Annotated in this window: 1 pseudogene; it reads right to left on the bottom strand. The window is 58.2% G+C overall.

The window, feature by feature from the left end:
* Positions 1 to 222: 222 nt before the first annotated feature.
* Positions 223 to 531, bottom strand: a pseudogene (locus PORUE0001_RS03035) (dehydrogenase); the annotation flags it as partial.

The following is a 531-nucleotide window of genomic DNA, read 5'->3' as shown; positions in this document are numbered from 1 at the left end:
GTGGGAGCCCCCACCCCGACGAGCGGTTACGAAGAGAAGAGAGTCCTCCGAGGCAAGTTCAGAAAGGAAAATCTCCGCTCCGGGAGCGCCCCCGCGGCAAGGGGTGGGAGCCCCCACCCCGACGAGCGGGTTCCCGAAGAGAAGTCGACCGAGCTTGCGAAACGAGAAAAAAAACTTCGCTTTTTACTTGCATTTGAACTTAGAAAGCAACGGGCTACTCCTCTAGATTGCTGGCAGGCTCATGCCGGTGATGCGTCGGTAGAGGTCTAGCGCATAGGGGTCGGTCATGCCAGAGATGTAGTCGAGCGTACACTGGAGCTTGCCGTAGATTGACGCTTCGTGCAGGTTGTACTGACTGCTCACCAGCGAGAGGAGCGTACGACTATACGCATCGTCCGGGTGTAGGAGCGAGTGCATCACTTTGTCGATCAACTCTGAGAAGATCCGATGCCCTGCCAGCTCCACGTCGATCACCGCCCGCGCTGTGTAGATCTCACTCTGCGCCACCGCACTATTGGCTCGGTAAGCCGC

The organism is Porphyromonas uenonis 60-3 (assembly GCF_000174775.1).
Lineage (GTDB): Bacteria > Bacteroidota > Bacteroidia > Bacteroidales > Porphyromonadaceae > Porphyromonas > Porphyromonas uenonis_A.
The sequence above is the reverse complement of the archived record's forward strand: the minus strand, read 5'-3'. Positions and strand labels throughout refer to the sequence as shown.